We start from the raw sequence: 17,213 nt of genomic DNA on the forward strand, positions 1-17,213 counted from the left end.
AACCCAGCAGAAACAAAACAATCAACATTACGCTGACCATCCAGAAATTGAACAAGAAATTCAATGTTCCTGCCAAAAAAAATTGGCATCAATAAACAGACACACTATTGAGATATCAAACAACATGCGCACACCTCACGAACCCCTACTTCAGGGGCTCACGAGGAGCTAATGTTCACCGGAAGTTCTTCTTGACCTCTCGGCGCGAGTCACTAGTTTAGCAACCCTTCCCGATCCGGTCAAGCCAACCTGCCGTGTTCCACGCCACTCTTCACCGGATGCTCACCCGGGGTTCGCGCACGATCTCCACGACGGCCACTTGCGGTCGCGATTCAAGAGCGAATTTCTTCGTTTCCTCGAACCAACGAACAAAAACATTACGCGAGGTCTCACCCCCGGTCAAGCCCCGAAGCCTCACGCGTGCCCACCGCCACAAAGTGAAGCGCCCGCCACCCCTATACGAGGGGCAACGGGCGCCTTTTGCTTGTGTTCAGCTGCTGTTTACCGAGCGCTCAACTCACGATCCTCACCATTGCGGCGTTCTTCTTGCCGCGGCGAAGAAGCAGATAGCCGCCGGCAAGCGAGTCGTAGCCGCCGAGCTCTGTTTCGAGGACCTCAACGTCGCCGACAATCTTCTCGCCGTTGACCGAAAGGCCGCCCTCTTTAAGAGCCCTGCGCACAGCACCGTTTGAGGTCAAGAGCTCCGTGGCTGTGTAGGCCTCGACCAGTTTTGCCGTGCCAGGAAGCTCTACACACGGGAGTTCTCCCGCAATCACGGCAACCGTCGGGCCGTCGAGCTCACGCACGTCTCCCCGCCCAAACAGAACCGATGCCGCCGCCTTCGCTTGCGCAGTGGCCTGCTCGCCATGCACGAGCGTGGTCATATCGTCGGCGAGAAGTTTCTGCGCCGCACGCTCGTGCGGACGCTCAGCCGCGGCCGATTCAACCGCCGCGAGTTCCTCCTCGGGGCGGAACGTAAAGAACCGCAGGTATTTGAGTACGTCGCGATCGTCAGCACCGAGCCAGAACTGGTGGAAGGCGTACGGGCTCGTAAGCTCGGGATCGAGCCACACGGCCCCGCCCTCACTCTTGCCAAATTTCGTACCATCCGCCTTCGTCACGAGCGGGGTCGTGAGGGCATGGGTCTGCACACCCTCGACCTTGCGGATCAGATCCGCGCCACCAACGATATTGCCCCACTGGTCATTACCGCCGTACTGAAGCGTCACGCCGTAGCGCCGGTAAAGTTCGAGGAAGTCCATCGCCTGGAGAATCTGGTAGGAAAACTCGAGGTAGCTGAGCCCTTCTTCCGAATTGAGACGCTTGGCGACAATGTCTTTCGAGAGCATCGTGCCCATGCGGAACTGCGAGCCGTAGTCGCGAAGGAAGCTCAGGACATTGAGATCCTTCGTCCAGTCGTAGTTATTCACCATCGTCACGCCGAATTCACCCTCGGGGTCGAGGAAGCGTTCGATCTGGCCGCGAAGCGATTCAACCCACGTTGCAACGATGTCGGCCGAGTTCATCTTGCGCTCACCGGACATGCGAGGATCACCCACGAGACCAGTGGCGCCACCCACGAGAGCAAACGGCTTGTTGCCCGCGAGCTGGAATCGGCGCATCGTGAGGATCTGGGTCAGGTGCCCGACGTGAAGCGACGAGGCGGTGGGATCGAAGCCGCAATAGAGCTTGAGCGGGCCTTCATGCGCTGCGGTACGGATTTCCTCGATACCGGTCGAGTTCACCAGCAGGCCACGCCATTCAAGCTCGTCAACGATGTTAACCATCGTGCGTCTCCATTCCTTTCGTCGGGGCGGCCACAATGCGCCGCGCATCCATTCCACAGTAGCGCACACGCGCTAAAGCGCCTTGGCGAACTCCCTTAGGCTGGCCGACGTCACTTTTGCGTTCTCGAGTTGCGCCGCAACGCTCGTGCGGCCCGTTCCCCCCTTCGAGGAACGGGAATCGATCGAGCCGAGGGTGGTGAGTACCCCGCGCACTTCAGGAGTGAGGTGCGGCGACACCGATGCGAGGTCGTCGTCGCTCAATTCCCACAGTTCCTCGCCGCGTGACTCTGCACGTTGCACGCATGCGCCCGAAATCTCGTGCGCCTCCCGGAAAGGGACGCCTTGGCGCACGAGCCATTCGGCGATGTCGGTCGCAAGGGCGAACCCGCGCGGGGCGAGGTATGCCATACGCTCGGTGTGAAAAGTCAACGTACGCACCATGCCCGCAAAGGCGGGCAGGAGAAGCTCGAGTTGATCGGTTTGATCGAACATCGGCTCTTTGTCCTCTTGGAGGTCGCGGTTGTACGCGAGCGGCATGGCTTTGAGGGTCGCGAGAAGGCCCGCGAGATCGCCGATGAAGCGCCCCGCCTTGCCTCGCGTCAGTTCCGCTACGTCGGGATTCTTCTTCTGCGGCATGATCGAAGATCCGGTGGAGAAGGCGTCATCAAGCGTCACGAAGTCGAACTCCTTCGTGTTCCACACGATGATCTCTTCGGAGAGCCGTGAGAGATCCACACCGAGCATCGTGAGGCACCAGGAGTATTCGGCGTAGACATCGCGCGAAGCCGTACCGTCGATCGAGTTCTCACTCGCTCCCGCAAATCCGAGCTCCTCGGCAACGGCTTCCGGGTCGAGCCCGAGCGAGGAACCGGCGAGTGCGCCGGAGCCGTAGGGCGAGATCGCCGCACGCGCATCCAGGTCACGCAGCCGCTCCACGTCGCGCATAAGCGGCCACGCGTGGGCGAGCAAATGGTGGGCGAGCAACACGGGTTGGGCGTGCTGGAGATGGGTACGGCCCGGCATGGGGGCTTCGGGATGGTCCGACGCTTGCTCGATGAGCGCGTCGACAACATCGAGCGCGAGGGCGGCAATCACGCGGGCGTGGTCGCGGATATACATGCGTCCGAGGGTGGCAACCTGATCGTTGCGGGAACGCCCCGCACGGAGTTTTCCGCCGAGGGCCGGTCCGGCGATCTCGAGAAGGCCGCGCTCGAGCGCAGAATGCACGTCTTCGTCGCTCACGTGCGGTGTAAACTCCCCGCTCTCCACCTGCCGACCGAGTTCCTCGAGCGCGGCGAGCATGTCGCACAGCTCCTGTTCGCTCAAGAGTCCCGCGCGGGCAAGGACGCGCGCGTGCGCCTTTGAACCGCGTAGGTCGTAAGGCGCGAGACGCCAGTCAAAGTCAGTGGATTTTGAGAGTGCGGCCATGACGTCGGCTGGCCCCGAAGCAAAGCGTCCGCCCCACAGGGCGACGCGCTCAACCGCGACGTCCTCGTGCTCGCTCTTCTCGCTCTTCTGAGGCTCCTCGCCCGCGCGCATCACTCGTTCCCACCCTTGTTCGAAGCATCGGGATCGAGCGAGGGGCCGTGACCGAACTTCTCGTCACGTGCAGTCGCTTGCTTCGACCCGAGACCGTAGATCTCGATGAAGCCCTTCGCATGCGACTGATCGAAGGTGTCACCCTCGTCGTAAGTGGCGAGGTTGAAGTCATAGAGGCTCGCGTCGCTGCGTCGCCCCGTCACCGTGGCGCGACCGCCGTGGAGGCGCAGGCGCACATCGCCGCTCACGTAGCGCTGCGTTTCCTCAATAAAAGCCTCGAGGGAGCGCTTGAGGGGGCTGAACCACTGGCCGTCGTACACAAGATCGGTCCAGCGGTCCTGCACCTCGCGTTTGAAACGGCCCTGTTCACGCTCGAGCGTGACGCGTTCGAGCTCGCGATGCGCTTCAATGAGGGCCATCGCGCCCGGCGCCTCGTAGATTTCGCGGGACTTGATGCCCACGAGTCGGTCCTCGACGATGTCGATACGACCGATTCCCTGCGCTCCTGCGCGTCGATTCATCTCTTGGATCGCCTCGAGCGGGCTCACGGCTCGGCCATCGATCGCGACGGGAATACCGTGATCAAAAGTGAGCACGAGTTCGTCAGCAACGGGTGGGAACGCTGGATCGTCGGTGTAGTTGTAGACGTCCTTCGTGGGCTCATTCCAGATGTCCTCGAGGAAACCCGTCTCAATGGCGCGGCCCCACACGTTCTGATCGATCGAGAACGGGTTGTGCTTCGTGGTGGTAATCGGAAGGTTGTGCTTCTCCGCGTAGTCGATCGCCTTGTCACGTGTGAGTGCAAGATCGCGGACGGGGGCGATGCACTGGAGGCCGGGGGCGAGCGATGTAATCGACACCTCGAAGCGCACCTGATCGTTACCTTTCCCCGTGCAGCCGTGAGCGACCGCGCTCGCGCCGTACTTCTTCGCCGCTTTCACGAGGTGCTTGGCAATAACGGGGCGCGACAGGGCAGAAACAACCGGATAGGCATCCATGTACAGGGCATTCGCCTTGAGCGCTGGCATGCAGTACTCGCTCGCAAACTCGTCGCGCGCATCGGCAACGTAGGCTTCCACCGCGCCGCAGTCGAGGGCGCGCTGACGAATCACCTCGAGGTCTTCCCCTCCCTGGCCAACGTCCACCGCGCACGCGATCACGTCGGCGCCCGTGGCGTCGTGGATCCATCCAATAGCGACGGAGGTATCGAGGCCGCCCGAGTAGGCGAGAACGATACGTTCGGTCATTTTCTTCTCCTAGGGTTGAGTGGCGTGAGGGGCCACGCGGGGATTTAGGACTGGTCGTCGGCTCCGGCCCGGCGGCCGTCGGCCAGCTCGAGCAGAGTTGCGGCAAGCTCGTGGCCTTCGGCTCCGCCGCGTGCGACGATCAGGATCGTGTCATCTCCGGCGATCGTGCCGAGGATCGACGGCAGCACCGAATGGTCGAGTGCGCTTGCGAGGTATTGAGCGGCCCCGGGCGGTGTGCGCACGACAACGAGGTTGCCGCTCACTTCTGCGCTCACGAGAAGCTCTTCGGCGAGGCGCTGAAGTCTCGCGGCATAGTGCTCTTGTGAGGGTGGGCGACGCAAGCTGTGGACGCGTTCTCCGCCCTCGGGCGGAAGCATGTACACGAGGGCGCCGGAATCCGAGCGCACTTTTTCGGCGCGAAGTTCCACGAGGTCGCGCGAGAGTGTGGCCTGGGTGACGCTCACGCCCTCTTTTTCGAGGAGCGCGAGCAGGGCACTTTGCGAGGTCACTTCGGTGCGGCCCAGAATTTCGACGATCTTGCGCTGGCGCGAGATCTTGGTTTGGGGCTGCTGCGGTTGTTCACTCATCGGCATCTCCTTACGCCCCGGCTACCGTCGGGCATTCGACCATGGCACGAAACGCACCCTCCCACCGGGTACCCTTCCGCAGGCGAGCGCGACACGCATAAACGAATTGATTTGCAATCACATGCATGACTATACACCTCGGGCCTGGCCTCTCCCTGTACACAGCAGAGAAGGGCCAGGCCCGAACGTGAGAAGCGAGAAACGCGCAGACTATGCGCGCAGCTCACCACCAACGGCAGAGGCAACCGCCTTGATCGCGCGCGCACGAATCTCGTCGATCTCAGCACCCTTGAGGGTCTTGTCGTGGGGTCGCAGTCGCACCGCAAAGGCGAGCGACTTCTTTCCTTCCGCAACCTGATCGCCGCGGTACTCGTCGAAGAGGCGCACCTCCTCCGCGACATCGCCAATGCCCACGATGAGCGCCGCACGCACGGCCTCGGCGGGGGTGCCCTCATCTACAACAAACGCGAAATCTTCCTTCGCAATCGGGAAGGTCGAGATCGGCTCGGACGGCACCACGTCCGGAGCAGAGTCGATCACCGCTTCGAGATTGAGCTCGAATGCCGCCGCGTGCTTCGGAAGGCCGAAAGCCTTGATGACCGCGGGGTGAAGCTCGCCAGCAACGCCCACACGCTCACCTTCGGCGGTCGAAAGAATCGCCGTGCGGCCCGGGTGGAACGCGCTCGATTCACCTTGCTCGAGCACGAGCTCGGTGCCTGCGGCCGCGGCAACGCGACGCGCGAAGGAAATCGCATCGGCCCAATCCCACGCGCGTGCCTCGGTGAGAGGCCCGGTCGGGGTGATCGGCCCGCCCGCCACGAGTGCGACGTGGCGATCCTGCTTCGCGAGCGACGTGGCAATCTCTTCAAGCTCGGCATCGCTCGGGCGCGAAGCCGCGCTTGGAACCGGAACGCGCTCGCCGCGCTTTTCGAACACGAGCCCCAACTCGAACACCGCAACCGCGTCCTCGCCACGGGCGAGGTTCCGCTGGGCGACCGGGAGCAGGGTCTCAAGAACCGCCGTGCGCATGAGCGGCTCGTCATCCGCGAGCGGGTTGAGAAGTCGCACCGCCTCGCGAAGCGGGGAATCCTCCGGAAGGCGAAGCTTCGAGAAGGTCTTCTCGTTCGTGAACGGGAAGCTCACAACCTCGGTTGCGCCCGCCTCGGCAAGGGCATTGGCTACGGCGCGCCGTGAGCGCTGGGCACGGGTCAGGCCACGCCCACCGGGGGCCGACGGGAGCCTCGACGGGATCGCGTCATAACCCTCAAGTCGCGCGATCTCCTCGACGAGATCTTCGGGGATACGCAGATCAGGGCGCCAGGTCGGAGGATTGACCGCGAGCGTTTCGGCGCCATTTTCGCCGCTGCCCGAGGGAGACACGGTGCAGCCAATCTTCTCGAGCGAGCCCACAACCTGCTCTCGCGTGTAGGCAATACCCACGACGCGCTCGGCGTAGTCGAGCGGAAGGGTGATCTCTACTGGCGCGCTTTCGCCCGCGCGCGCATGGGTGCGCGCCGAATCCAGCGTTCCACCGCCATATTCAACGAGTAACTGGGCCGCCCGGTACGCCGCCACCTCAACGAGCTCGGGATCAACCCCGCGTTCGCCGCGCTTGCCGGCTTCTGACACGAGCTTGTGTCGGCGTGCAGTGCGGGCCTGGGTCGTCGGATCGAAATGCGCGGCTTCGATCACGACGTCGGCGGTGTTTTCGTCAACCTCGGTTTCGCTTCCGCCCATGACGCCCGCGAGCGCGACGGCGCGTGCACCGTGACCGCCAGTAGAATCCGCGACCACGAGGTCTTCGACGTGAAGCTTTCGAGTCTTGTCGTCGAGGGTCGTGAGTTTCTCGCCTTCCTTCGCGCGGCGCACGACGATCGGTGCGGTGAGCTTCGCGGCATCGAACATGTGCAGCGGCTGGCCAAGGTCGAGCATGACGTAATTGCCAACATCGACGATGAGCGAAATCGGGCGCATGCCCGCAAGCGTGAGTCGCTGTTGCATCCACCGAGGGCTCGGAGCTGAGGTATCAACGCCCCTCACACATTGCGCAACGTAAGACGTCGCTCCCACGTTGCCACGGATGGGCGCATCATCCTCGAGCAGAACCTCGAAGCCCTCGCCGGCTGCCTCGGGCACCTCGATCGCGAGTGCCGGATCCGTAAAGGCCCGGCCGGTGGCGTGCGAATACTCGCGCGCAACGCCTCGCATGGAGAAGCAGTAGCCGCGATCGGGGGTCACATTGATCTCCACGACCTCCTCGTCGAGGCCGAACAAGGCGATCGCATCGTCGCCGGGCTTCGCCTCGATCCCCTCGGCAATGCCCTTGCCGAGAACGATGATGCCGTCCTCGGTATCCTCTCCGAGCCCCAGTTCCTCGGTGGAGCAGATCATGCCGTCGGAAAGGTGACCGTAGGTTTTGCGCGCGGCAATCTCGAAGTTTCCAGGCAGAACGGTCCCGGGAAGAGAAACCACAACCAGGTCGCCCTCCACGAAATTGTGCGCGCCGCAAATGATGCCGCGGCTTGGAACCTCGTCACCCGGCTGCGGGTCCTTCGGGTTGTCCTTGTTGTCATTGTGTTCGGGACCAACATCCACGCGGCACCAATTGACGGTCTTGCCGTTCTTGTGGGTCTCCTTGACGAGATTCAGAACGCGACCCACCACGAGGGGGCCCGTCACCTGAGCGCCGAAGATACCTTCTTCTTCGAGACCGACGGAGACGAGCGAGGCTGCGACGGCCTCGGCGTTAGCGCCATCGGCGAGCTCAACGTGTTCGCCGAGCCATGAAAGGGGAATGCGGGGCATTGCTCAGATCTCCGTTCCGTAGTGCTGGGAGAAGCGCACGTCGCCCTCCACGATGTCGTGCATGTCGGTCACCGAATTGCGGAGCATGAGAATGCGCTCGATTCCGAGACCGAACGCAAAGCCGCGGTACTCATGCGGGTCAACCCCGCATGCGCGCAACACGGCGGGATTCACCATGCCGCAGCCGCCCATCTCGATCCAGCCGGTACCGCTACACACGCGGCACGATGGATCAGCATCGGCCTCAAGCCCATTCTTGGCTTCGCACTTGAAACAGCGGAAGTCCATCTCAGCGCTCGGCTCGGTGAAGGGGAAGTACGAGGGGCGAAGGCGCGTGATCGGCTTACCGCCGAAGAGCGCCTCGGCAACCTTGTCGAGCGTTCCCACGAGATCCGCCATCGTGAGGTCGCGATCGATCGCGAGACCTTCGACCTGATTGAACACGGGTGCGTGAGTCGCATCGAGCTCATCGGTACGGAACACCTTGCCGGGGCATGCGATGTAGAGCGGGACACCGCGTTCGAGAAGGGTGCGCGCCTGGACGGGAGAGGTGTGCGTGCGCAGCACCTGTCCGCTGCCTTCGGGAGCGACGTAAAACGTGTCCTGCATCTGACGCGCGGGGTGATCTTCATCGAAGTTCAGCGCGTCGAAGTTAAACCATTCAGCTTCGATCTCGGGGCCTTCGGCGATCTCCCACCCGAGCCCCACGAACACGTCGGCGATACGGTCTTGGAGGATCCCGAGCGGGTGGCGTGCACCGCGCGGAAGCCGATCAACGGCGGTCGTGACGTCCACGCGATCCTTCGCGAGAGCCTCGGCCTCTTCCTTTTCGGCGATCTCCTTCGAGCGCGCTGCGAGCGCCTGCTGCACGCGCCCCTTCGAACCGCCGATGAGCTTACCGGCTGCAGCCTTCTGCTCCTTCGGCAGATCCTTAATACCGCGATTCGCGCGCGAAAGCGGGGAATCGTCCCCCACGTGGGCAATGCGCACCTGCTTGATTTCCGCCGACGTTGTGGCCTCCGCAATCGCGGCGAGCGCGGAATCGACCGCGCGCGCGATCGCCTCCTCGCTCATGTCCACACTGTTCGTCACATCTGACACGAATTCACCACATCCTCACGTTGACACGGCACGCGCACGCCCGCGCTCGATCGCACGATCACATCGGTCCTCGAGGGGCCTCGCGTGGGTGCATGCTTTTTGCACTTGCAATGATACGTGCAGGATACGGTGGGGGTCGTACGCGCTCGATGCGCGGCACATGTGCCTGCAGGCCTTATGGCCTCAGCGCCGCTGCACCCACATAGGTCCAGCGTTCGAAAAGAAAGGCTCCTCACATGACCACGACAGTTCAGGGCCTCGTGTCCTTCGCCGCGAACGATCCGGCAAAGCTCGTTGACATCACGATCCCCGAGCCCGGCCCGCACGACGTCATCGTCGACATCAAAACATGCGGCGTGTGCCACACCGACCTCGCCTACCGCAACGGCGACATCAACGATGACTACCCCTTCCTCCTCGGTCACGAAGCCACCGCTGTTGTGAGCGAAGTCGGAAAAGACGTCACGCACGTCGAGGTGGGTGACACCGTGATCCTCAACTGGCGCGCCGTGTGCGGTCAGTGCCGCGCGTGTAAAAAAGGCGAGCCGAAGTACTGCTTTGACACGTTCAACGCCTCGAAGCCCATGACCCTCGAGGACGGCACCGAGCTCACCGCCGCCCTCGGCATCGGTGCTTTCGCCGAAAAGACCCTCGTCCACGAGCTTCAGTGCACGAAGGTGGACCCCGACGCGGATGCAGCAGCCGTCGGCCTCCTTGGCTGCGGCGTCATGGCCGGAATCGGTGCGACGCTCAATACGGGCGAAGTCCAGCGCGGAGAGTCCGTCGCGGTGATCGGCGCGGGTGGCGTCGGCCTTGCCGCCGTTGCCGGTGCGAAGCTCGGTGGGGCGACCACCATCATCGTCCTCGACCTCAACGATAAGAAGTTTGACAAGGCCCGTGCTCTCGGTGCGACGCACACGGTTGCCACGGAGGGCCTCGAGCCCGAACAGGTCGCCGAAAAGATCCGGGAGCTCACGGGCGGTTTTGGGGCCGATGTTGTCGTGGACGCCGTTGGTATCCCCGCCACCTACACCGCCGCGTTCTACGGCCGCGACCTCGCCGGCCGCGTCGTTCTCGTAGGCGTTCCCAACCCGAAGGCCGAAATCACGCTTCCGCTCATCGACGTTTTCAGCCGCGGCGGCGCCCTCAAGAGCTCGTGGTACGGCGACTGCCTGCCCGAGCGTGACTTCCCCTACCTCGCGGACCTCTTCGCGCAGGGCCGCCTCCCGCTCGACGAGTTTGTCACCGAACGCATCGCTCTCGACGACGTCGAGGGCGCATTCGAGCGCATGAAGGGCGGAGACATCCTCCGGAGCGTCGTCGAAATCCCGCAGGCCTAAGCCCACCCATTCTGCACACACGAGAGAAAAGGACTTCACCATGAACCTCCGGATTGACCATGCCGTTGCAGAAGGCACGTTCACCCTCGACGGGGAAACTCACGACGTTGAAAACAACGTGTGGGTGATCGGCAATGCGGAAGACTGTGTCGTGATCGACGCACCCCACAGCATCGAGACGATCAACAAACTCGTGGGCGGCCGCACGCTCCTCGCGATCCTTCTTACGCACGCCCACGACGACCACTCGCGCTTCGCCCCCGAACTGGCCGAGCGTTTCCAAGCGCCCATGCTCCTGCACCCCGACGACAAGAAACTCTGGTCGCTCACGCACGGCGACCTCGAGTGGGACGCAGATCTTTCGGATGGCGACGCCTTCAGCATCGCGGACCGCGAGCTCGAGGTGATCCACACGCCGGGTCACTCCCCCGGCTCGGTGTGCTATCTCCTGCGCAGCACCACCGAAGGCGGTCCCGATCATCTCTTCTCTGGCGACACGCTCTTTGAGGGGGGCCCTGGCGCCACCGGCCGCTCGTACAGCGACCGCGGGCAAATCGAGGACAGCATCCGCGAGAAACTCTTCACGCTCGAGGACTCGACGATCGTGCACACGGGCCATGGCCCGGATACGACGATCGGTGCGGAGCGCGAGCGCGCGAAGGGCGACTGGCTATAAAAGAGCGCCGCGCCTATCGCGATGAGAGCTGGTCGAGGGTCTCCTCGACCAGCTCTTGTTCTTTCTCCCCGTATTGGCTTGCGAAGGCGCTGAGCGCCTCGCGCCCTGGCGGCATCCCCTGCGCAGCCGCACCGGCTACTCGCGCCGCTGCCACAAGCTGCGCAAAGTCAAGAGCATCCCCGAGCGCGCGCCCCGCAGCAATCGCGGTCACGAGCGCTGCCACAAGCGTGTCCCCCGCTCCCGTGGCATTCGCGCGCTCCACAGTGAAACCGGGCCTCTCAAGAACCTCGCCACGCCCCGAGTCGATCGCCACGAGCCCCTCGCGTCCGCGCGAGACCACCACGAGCTCGACGCGCTCGGCAAGCACGCGCGCCGCATCGAGCGCACCATTCGTACGGGTGTAGCGCGTGGCCTCCTCATCATTCGGGCAAAAGGCGTAGCAGTGCTCCAGGTGGCGAAGAATCGCCGGGTCCCACGCGCCCGAGTCGTCGTGGCCAACGTCGGCCCAAATCCGCGTGCCACGCTCCCGCTCCCCCGCGAGCAGAGGCATGTCCTCGCGCTCGAGCGAGACCGTGAGGTGGCGCGCTTGCTCGGAGAGAACGCGCTTTGTCGTGGCAAGCGGCGCGCTCGGGAGGCCACCCGTGTAAAACATGCGATCGCCCTCGTGCGGGATCGCCGCGGTGCACGGGACATCCCAGCCTTCGAGCGTCACGCTCGCCCCGAGCCCCACCCCATCGACTTCGAGCATGGGCTTCACGAGCTGAGTGATGGGCCCATCGCCTAGCTCCGTTGCAAGCGTGACGTCCATCCCCAGTGCCGCGGCAGCACGTGCGACGTTCGCCGCGCCTCCCACCGCGAGGGCAACCGACTCCGTATGGCATTCCTCACCAAGTCGAGGCAGCTGGGCAAAGGGAGTGAAGAGCACATCGAGGAACACGGGTCCCACACACGCGAGGTCTCGAGGGGATATGGTCGAAGTGGCCGCATCAGTGCAGATTGGGCCTTGGTTCAGGTTCATCACGTAAAAAGGCTAGGGCGCGCACGGGCGCCCGTCAAAGGAATGCGAAATACTCTCGCACCGTTCACAGACTCTACGAGGAGGCCCTCTCATGAAACTCACGCTGCTCGGTGGAGGGGGCTTCCGCGTCCCGCTCATGGTGCGCACGCTTCTCAAGGACAGCTCCGAACAGCGGGTGCGAGCCCTCACTCTATGGGATGAGAACCAGGAGCGTCTTCACACCATGGAGCGCATCGTGCGCGCGATGACCGAGTCCGTCCCCCACGCTCCGAGCGTGCGTGTGGCCACCGACCTTCGCGATGCTGTGCGCGATTCCGACTTTGTTTTCAGCGCGATCCGCGTGGGGGGAACCGACGGCCGCGCGGAGGATGAACGCATCGCTCACGCCTGCGGTGTGCTCGGCCAGGAGACGACCGGCTTCGGTGGACTCAGTTATGCGTTGCGCGGCATTCCCGTGGCGCGGGCGATTGCGGAGGCCATCCGTGAGGAAGCCCCGAACGCCTATCTCATTAACTTCACGAACCCCGCGGGAATCATCACGGAGGTCTCGAGCGAGATCCTCGGCGACCGCGTGATCGGCATTTGCGACTCGCCCGTGGGTCTTGCCCGCCACGCCCTCACGGCACTCGAAGAAGCCGGCGAGGTCGACCGGGGCACAAGCACCCGCATCTTCGAGACCGGCGGGCCCGTGCACATCGACTACCTGGGCCTCAACCACCTCGGCTGGGTACACCGCATCCTCGTGAACGGCCGCGACGTGCTCCCCACCGTTCTTGAGCGCCCCGACCTCATCGAATCCTTCGAAGAAGGCAAGCTTTTCGGGGCTAAGTGGGTTCAGCACATCGGTGCCCTGCCGAACGAATACCTGCACTACTACTATTACGCGCGCGAGGCGAGGCTCGCCGACGACCGTGCGGAAGCCACCCGCGGCATTTTCCTTGCGAGTCAGCAGGCGGAGTTTTACCGCGAGGCCGCTTCCCTCGATGGGCACGCGGCTTTCGAGGCGTGGAACCGCACACGGGAGGAGCGCGAGGAAACCTACATGGCGACCAATCGCGAAGCTGCGGGCGGGATTGAGCGCGAGGCGGCTGACATCGAATCGGGCGGTTACGATCGCGTTGCCCTCGCCGTCATGAAGGCCCTCGCCTTCGACGAGGCAACCGAGCTCATCGTGAATACGCCCAACAGGGGTCGCATCCCCTCGCTGCCGGACGATGCCGTTGTGGAAGCACCGTGCCGCATTGACGCGAACGGCGCTACCCCCCTCGAGGTCACACCGCTTTCGGGCCACCAGCTCGCACTCGTGACCGAGGTCAAGAACGCCGAGCGCACCGTAATTGCGGCCTCGCGTGAAGGAAGCTCCGCCCTCGCGGTTGAAGCCTTCTTCTCGCACCCCCTTGTGGACGGCGTGGGAGTCGCACGAGAACTTTTCGCGAAAGCCAAAGAGAGTTTCGCCGAGGACCTCTCCTACCTCCGCTGAACGGGACCTTCCTGAACGCCTGCCTGTGCTTCCTCACCGTGGTGAAGGGAGCGTAGGTAGGCGTTGTAGTTTTCGAGCTCGGCGCCGCCATCGCGCTCGGCCTTTCGGTCGTAATTGCGGGCGGCGCGCTCTTCGCTCCGTGACCATTGAATCCCCGCGATAAGAGCGTAAAACGCCGTGGGGACCTCGCTGATGCCCCACATGATTGAGCCGCCTGCAAATTGCTGACGCTCGAGTTCGGCGCACGGGAAAAGATCGAGGAGTGTGTACCACTCCCCGCCGATAAGCCACGTGGCGCTCACGACAGCGATCCCGAAAAAGGCGTGGAATGTGAGGGTCACGAGGAGGGTGACGAGCTTAAGCACGGGGCTGATTGGTTTTTGTGCCGGGTCGATACCGATGATGACCCACGCGAACAGGTAGCCCGCGAGCAGGAAGTGCACGGTCATGAGCAGGTGCCCCACGTGCTCAAACATCGCCCACGTGAACAGGGGCGTGAAGTAGAACAGCACGAGAGATCCCGCGAAGAGGAAACCAGCGATGGGCGGGCTCGACACGATGGCGGAGTAGCGCGTGTGGAGGATCGCGAGCACCCACTCACGCATGCCTCGTGAGCCGTCCGTGCGGGGTGTGGCCGCGCGGCTGAGCATCGTGACGGGAGCGCCGAGCACGAGGAGCGGCGGGACGATCACCATGAGTGCCATGTGCTGGGTCATGTGCGCATCGAAGCGAACACGCCCAAACGCCGCGGCTCCTCCGCTCATGACCCAAAAAAGGGCGAGGCAGCCGGCGAGCCAGAAGAGCGTACGGGAAAGAGGCCATCGGTCACCGCGGGCGCGCAGACGATGGAGCCCCATGAGGTAGAGCACCGCGAAGAGGGCGGCGACGCCCGTGAACATCCAGTCCATTTGCCACACGGTGATGAGGCTCAAGAGGGTGTATTCGCCGCGCGGTGGTTCGTAGCCTACGAGTGAGAGCACACGGTAGGACTCGAGCGGAACGTACTGGGGCACGGGCGGCTGAGAACGTCCAAGCGCGCTCGAGGCGCCGATGATAACGGCGGCGGTGAGCACTTCCACTCGAGCGATTCGCGCGAACGCTCGGCGGGGGGTAGAACCGCGGTGATCAATCTGGTGAGTGCGTCCGGCACGGCCACTGTGAGTTCCGACGGTTGCCTGCGCCTCGGTGCCGCGCGTGCGATCAGCGTGAGCATCCGCGAGGGGTTCGAGAACGCGCCGTCTTTGCGCGTAGCCGAACGCGGCGATCACGACCGTGAGGATGGCCTTGAGGAGAACCAGCCACCCGTAGCGAGTCGTCACGAACTGCGCGGGGCTCTCGAGGCGAATGGCGGCGTTGATGATGCCCGAGTAGGCGAGCGCAAAAATCGCAAAGAGCGCCCACGGCGAGTAGCGCTCAAGCCAAATCTTCAGGGTGGCCGTATCGGTACGGTGCGCTTCTATGAGGAACACGAGAAGCGGGCCGAGCCACGTGAGGACCCCGAGGAGGTGGGCGATCATCGCATTCACGGCGTTGAGATGGTCAGTAGAGTTTCCCGCGTGCCCAAGGAAGCCGAGGGCAACCACGCTGAGCGCGAGCATCGCGGTGAGCCACCCCGCCCCGCGAAGCCGCCTCGAGAAGGCACCGATCACGGCGGCAAGGATCGCGAACACAAGCGCCCACACAGTTGCGCGGCCAAGGTCGGTTTTCCACACAAAGTAGCCAAGCTGCGCGGGCGAAAACGAGGCTCGAGCATTCGCGTACGTGAGGTAGGTGCCGAGTGTGAGGAGAACGACGTAGCCGAGAGTGAAACGCGCAGCGAGTCGCCTTTGACGGTTCTGCTCATCGGTCAGAGGTGGGCTGGCGTGCCCACGTGTGCGACCACGTCCGGGTTGGAAAAGACTCAGCGTGAGTGCATAGCCGAAAGCGAGGGAAAGGGCGAGATACTCGCCCACCTTCACGATCACAATGAGATTGTTCGTGAGCGTCCCGAAATGACTTGCGAGGAGGCCGTTACTCTCGCCCGTCACTGCAAGGCCAAGGATTCCAGCGAGTCCTCCGGCGATCACTACGAGGGCACTGAGCGGGAGGAGCACGCGCGAAAGACTTTTCACCTGGCACCCGCCCGTGTGCGCGCCGATTCAAAGAGGCACAGTGTCGCTGCGGTCGCGAGGTTCAGAGATTCGGCGCTTCCGAAGATGGGGATGGCGACCCGTGAATCGGCGGCCTCGAGAGTCGCTTCCTCGAGCCCGTGCGCTTCGTTGCCCATGAGCCAAGCAAGGCGCTCAGGCGGTTCCCATTCAAAGAGGTTTTCGGCGCCGCGGGGACTGGTTGCTGCCGTCGCGATGCCTCGTGCGCGAAGTTCGCCGAGGAACTCCTCCATGGGCACTCTGCGGGCGAACGGCACTTGGAACAGGCTTCCCGCACTCGCGCGCACGACCTTGGGGGCGAGCGGATCGGCAGAGCCTTCGGAGAAGAAAACGGCGTGGGCTCCGGAAGCGTCGGACGTGCGCATGACGAGCCCCGCGTTACCCGGGTCCTGAAGACGCTCGCACACGACGATTGTGCAGGGGCCTTCTCCCAGGTCGTCGAGCAGGTCGCGCCAGTCGAGCTCGAGACTTCGCGCGACGGCGATCGCGCCCTGAGGGTGCGCGACGCTCTGGTGCCCCTGCTCGCGAACCATCGCCTCGATCACCTCGGGCGTAGCGGGGCGTGGGCGAATACTCACGCGCTCGGCGAGGTGCTCGAGCTCGGGGTGTGCGATCCGCACCTTGTCGGTGAGATAGAGCTCCTCGAGGATGCCGGAGCGGCCCTCGGACTTCTCCTGAACTTCCCGTTCGAGAAGGGCGCGCACCGCTTGCGGGCCTTCCACGCGAAAGCGGCCCTCACGTTGACGCACTGAGCGCCCGGAAAGGGCGGCGATCTTCGCGACTCGCGCACTGCGCGGCGTCAGCATCGCACCCTCCGGGCGCTCAGAGTATGTCATGGGGCAGGTCAGGCTGCCGGGGCGTTGACGTCCTTCGGGAGGGCGTTCTTCGCGATTTCCACGAGCTGGGCGAAAGCGGCCGAGTCGCTCACGGCGAGCTCGGCGAGCATGCGGCGATCAACCTCAACACCGGCAAGGCCGAGGCCCTGGATGAAGCGGTTGTAGGTCATGCCGTTGGCGCGAGCCGCAGCGTTGATGCGCTGGATCCAGAGGCGACGGAAGTCGCTCTTGCGGACCTTGCGGTCGCGGTAGCTGTAGGTACCCGAGTGGAGCACCTGCTCCTTCGCCTTACGGTAAAGGCGCGAGCGCTGGCCGCCGTAACCGGAGGCCTGATCGAGGATCTCCCTGCGCTTCTTCTTGGCGTTGACCGCCCTCTTCACGCGTGCCACGTGATTCTCCTTTGGTCGAAATGAAAAGTCTTATGTGGTTGCTGAAAAATCAGCGGCCAAGCATGCGCTTGAGGTTCTTGACGTCGCTCTTGGCAACGTCGGCGACGCCGGCGAGGCGGCGCTGGTGGCGCGAGGTCTTGGCCTCGGCCTTGTGGTAGGCGTTTGCGCGCTGGCGCTGCAGCTTGCCGGAGCCGGTGATGCGGATGCGCTTCTTCGCACCGGAGTGCGTCTTGTTCTTCGGCATAGTGCCTGTTCTCCTTC

14 protein-coding genes are annotated in these 17,213 nt (G+C 63.7%); 3 read left to right on the plus strand and 11 right to left on the minus strand.

The window, feature by feature from the left end:
• Positions 1–512: 512 nt before the first annotated feature.
• From tyrS to pheS, 6 genes are all read right to left on the minus strand, one after another.
• Positions 513–1,787, minus strand: coding sequence for a tyrosine--tRNA ligase (gene tyrS / locus NBW56_RS03220; protein WP_250257959.1), 1,275 nt, complete (start codon positions 1,785–1,787; stop codon positions 513–515).
• Between the two features lie 72 nt (positions 1,788–1,859).
• Positions 1,860–3,326 carry an argininosuccinate lyase gene (gene argH / locus NBW56_RS03225; protein WP_284346100.1) on the minus strand — a complete coding sequence of 489 codons (1,467 nt, stop codon included), beginning with the start codon at positions 3,324–3,326 and terminating at the stop codon, positions 1,860–1,862.
• Positions 3,326–4,573, minus strand: coding sequence for an argininosuccinate synthase (locus tag NBW56_RS03230; RefSeq protein ID WP_126848360.1), 1,248 nt, complete (start codon positions 4,571–4,573; stop codon positions 3,326–3,328). The genes argH and NBW56_RS03230 overlap by 1 nt, the downstream gene beginning before the upstream one ends.
• A gap of 44 nt (positions 4,574–4,617) precedes the next feature.
• On the minus strand, positions 4,618–5,160 hold the full coding sequence (locus tag NBW56_RS03235) for an arginine repressor (protein WP_250257960.1): 543 nt from the start codon (positions 5,158–5,160) through the stop codon (positions 4,618–4,620).
• A 210-nt stretch (positions 5,161–5,370) separates the two neighbouring features.
• The gene (gene pheT, locus NBW56_RS03240; RefSeq protein ID WP_250257961.1) at positions 5,371–7,965 is read right to left on the minus strand and encodes a phenylalanine--tRNA ligase subunit beta; all 2,595 of its coding nucleotides are present in this window, start codon (positions 7,963–7,965) and stop codon (positions 5,371–5,373) included.
• 3 nt (positions 7,966–7,968) lie between these two features.
• Positions 7,969–9,039, minus strand: coding sequence for a phenylalanine--tRNA ligase subunit alpha (gene pheS / locus NBW56_RS03245; RefSeq protein WP_065248798.1), 1,071 nt, complete (start codon positions 9,037–9,039; stop codon positions 7,969–7,971).
• 263 nt (positions 9,040–9,302) lie between these two features.
• Between pheS and NBW56_RS03250 the strand changes: the two genes are divergently transcribed.
• Both NBW56_RS03250 and NBW56_RS03255 read left to right on the plus strand, forming a co-directional pair.
• Entirely contained in the window at positions 9,303–10,406 is a 1,104-nt protein-coding gene (locus NBW56_RS03250) for an S-(hydroxymethyl)mycothiol dehydrogenase (RefSeq protein ID WP_250257962.1), read from the plus strand.
• 40 nt (positions 10,407–10,446) lie between these two features.
• A complete protein-coding gene (locus tag NBW56_RS03255; RefSeq protein ID WP_250257963.1) occupies positions 10,447–11,082 on the plus strand; it encodes an MBL fold metallo-hydrolase in 636 nt (211 codons plus the stop codon).
• A gap of 13 nt (positions 11,083–11,095) precedes the next feature.
• Here NBW56_RS03255 and NBW56_RS03260 read toward each other — a convergent pair whose 3' ends face one another.
• A complete protein-coding gene (locus NBW56_RS03260) occupies positions 11,096–12,100 on the minus strand; it encodes a carbohydrate kinase family protein (RefSeq protein ID WP_250258527.1) in 1,005 nt (334 codons plus the stop codon).
• 91 nt (positions 12,101–12,191) lie between these two features.
• On the opposite strand from NBW56_RS03260, the gene NBW56_RS03265 reads away from it, so the two are divergent.
• Complete coding sequence (locus NBW56_RS03265) at positions 12,192–13,580, plus strand: family 4 glycosyl hydrolase (protein ID WP_250257964.1); 1,389 nt, start codon at positions 12,192–12,194, stop codon at positions 13,578–13,580.
• On the opposite strand, the gene NBW56_RS03270 is transcribed toward NBW56_RS03265, so the two are convergent.
• The 4 genes from NBW56_RS03270 to rpmI are packed head-to-tail and all read right to left on the minus strand — an operon-like array spanning position 13,568 to position 17,196.
• Positions 13,568–15,673: a bifunctional copper resistance protein CopD/cytochrome c oxidase assembly protein gene (locus NBW56_RS03270; RefSeq protein ID WP_250257965.1), complete on the minus strand. Its 2,106-nt coding sequence runs from the start codon at positions 15,671–15,673 to the stop codon at positions 13,568–13,570. The genes NBW56_RS03265 and NBW56_RS03270 overlap by 13 nt on opposite strands.
• A 14-nt stretch (positions 15,674–15,687) precedes the next feature.
• Entirely contained in the window at positions 15,688–16,563 is an 876-nt protein-coding gene (locus tag NBW56_RS03275; protein WP_065248179.1) for a TrmH family RNA methyltransferase, read from the minus strand.
• Between the two features lie 8 nt (positions 16,564–16,571).
• Complete coding sequence (gene rplT / locus NBW56_RS03280) at positions 16,572–16,952, minus strand: 50S ribosomal protein L20 (protein ID WP_074297975.1); 381 nt, start codon at positions 16,950–16,952, stop codon at positions 16,572–16,574.
• 49 nt (positions 16,953–17,001) lie between these two features.
• Entirely contained in the window at positions 17,002–17,196 is a 195-nt protein-coding gene (gene rpmI, locus NBW56_RS03285; RefSeq protein ID WP_055089771.1) for a 50S ribosomal protein L35, read from the minus strand.
• Between the last annotated feature and the right edge of the window lie 17 nt (positions 17,197–17,213).

It is taken from the genome of Dermabacter sp. Marseille-Q3180, from assembly GCF_940792985.1.
GTDB lineage: Bacteria > Actinomycetota > Actinomycetes > Actinomycetales > Dermabacteraceae > Dermabacter > Dermabacter vaginalis.